Below are 1,553 nucleotides of genomic sequence, written 5' to 3' on the forward strand. Positions count from 1 at the left end.
GCAGCAGAGCGGCCACGTGGGCGGCACCCTCACCATGCCGAAGATCACCTTCAGCGGCGTTCAGCTGCCCAACCGGGTGGCAGGCCAGCGACCAGGCCAACCAGTAGCGTGGCGGTCGCCCCACGGGCGGCCGAGCATCGAAACCATCCCCCAAGGAGTCTCTGTGCTCAGACGCCTGCTGTGGCGGTCGCCCCTACGGGCGGCCGAGCATCGAAACCGGGAGCGTCAGGCCGGCAGCTCGTTCGCGCAGCAGGTGGCGGTCGCCCCCCACGGCGCCGAGCATTGAAGCTTGCCCAGCCGCTGCTAAGCCTGTGGTTCCATCGGCGGCAGCAGCCCGATGGACAGACATCAGCAAATCATGCAGGTTCTGGCTAAAAGCCGCGCAGCCGATCCACTTGTGATCCCACTCGGGCGGCGTGGGAAGGGATTGGGAAAAGTTGGCCGTAGTCGCTCGATCACAGTCGTACAGCGCCGGGCGTAAGACAAGGCCCTTAACTAGAGGCTTCGCTGGTCAAGGCAGCTTTGTTGCTGGTCGAGACTGGTGCCCCCGGCAGGATTCGAACCTGCGGCACCCGCTTTAGGAGAGCGTGGCCTGAGCGGGGCTGTGACTGCGATATCACGAGGACTTGTTCAAATAGCGAGAGCGGTCGCGCCTCTCGTAATCGGCATGGCAAGCTAAGACACGAAGAGAGCTAGCGTGCTCCGAGGGCGGTGAAATTCCAGGACCGGCGGTTGAAGTCCGGATGGGAGGAAGCGCGCGAGGTGTCCGGCGTCCCAGCCGGGCTCCTGACGTGGTGCCGTGCCGGCACCCGAAAACCCCCCGGGGCCCGCCGTGGCTTGAAGCTACTGGCGAGTAGGAGACCCGGGTGGACATCTCAGCCGCCGACGCCGCGCACATGGCGCGCGCCGTCGAGCTGGCCGCGCGCGGACACGGCGGCACCAGCCCCAACCCCGTCGTCGGCTGCGTCGTGCTGTCGGCCGCCGGGCAGGTCGTCGGCGAGGGCTTCCACGCCTACGCGGGCGGGCCGCACGCCGAGGTCGTGGCGCTGGCGCGGGCGGGCGAGCAGGCGCGGGGCGGCACGGCGTACGTGACGCTGGAGCCCTGCGACCACACCGGCCGCACCGGGCCGTGCAGCCGGGCGCTGCTGGCCGCGGGCGTGGCCCGCGTGGTCGTCGCCGTCGCCGACCCCAACCCCAAGGCCGCCGGCGGCGCGGCGCGGCTGCGCGCGGCCGGGGTGAGCGTGACGCAGGGCGTGCTGGCCGAGGCGGCCGAGCGGGTCAACGAGGAATGGCTCACCTACGCCCGGCTCGGCAGGCCGCACGTGACCTGGAAGTTCGCCGCGACCCTCGACGGCAGGTCGGCCGCCGCCGACGGCACCAGCCAGTGGATCACCTCGCCGCAGGCGCGGGCCGACGTGCACCGGCTGCGCGCCGCCTCCGACGCGATCGTGGCCGGGGTCGGCACCGTGCTCGCCGACGACCCCCACCTCACCGTCCGCCTCCCGGAGAACGCCGGGGCGGACGCGGGCGAGTGCGACGCGGGGGCGCTGCTG

Annotated in this window: 2 protein-coding genes; both read left to right on the forward strand. The window is 71.5% G+C overall.

What is annotated here, in order from left to right; genetic code table 11:
• Positions 1-163: 163 nt before the first annotated feature.
• Positions 164-286: a hypothetical protein gene (locus tag ACWEJ6_RS54715; RefSeq protein ID WP_452433705.1), complete on the forward strand. Its 123-nt coding sequence runs from the start codon at positions 164-166 to the stop codon at positions 284-286.
• Positions 287-866: 580 nt separating this feature from the next.
• Positions 867-1,553 (forward strand): bifunctional diaminohydroxyphosphoribosylaminopyrimidine deaminase/5-amino-6-(5-phosphoribosylamino)uracil reductase RibD (gene ribD / locus ACWEJ6_RS54720; RefSeq protein WP_452433707.1); only part of this gene is annotated, 687 nt, incomplete at its 3' end.

It is taken from the genome of Nonomuraea sp. NPDC004702, assembly GCF_053601695.1.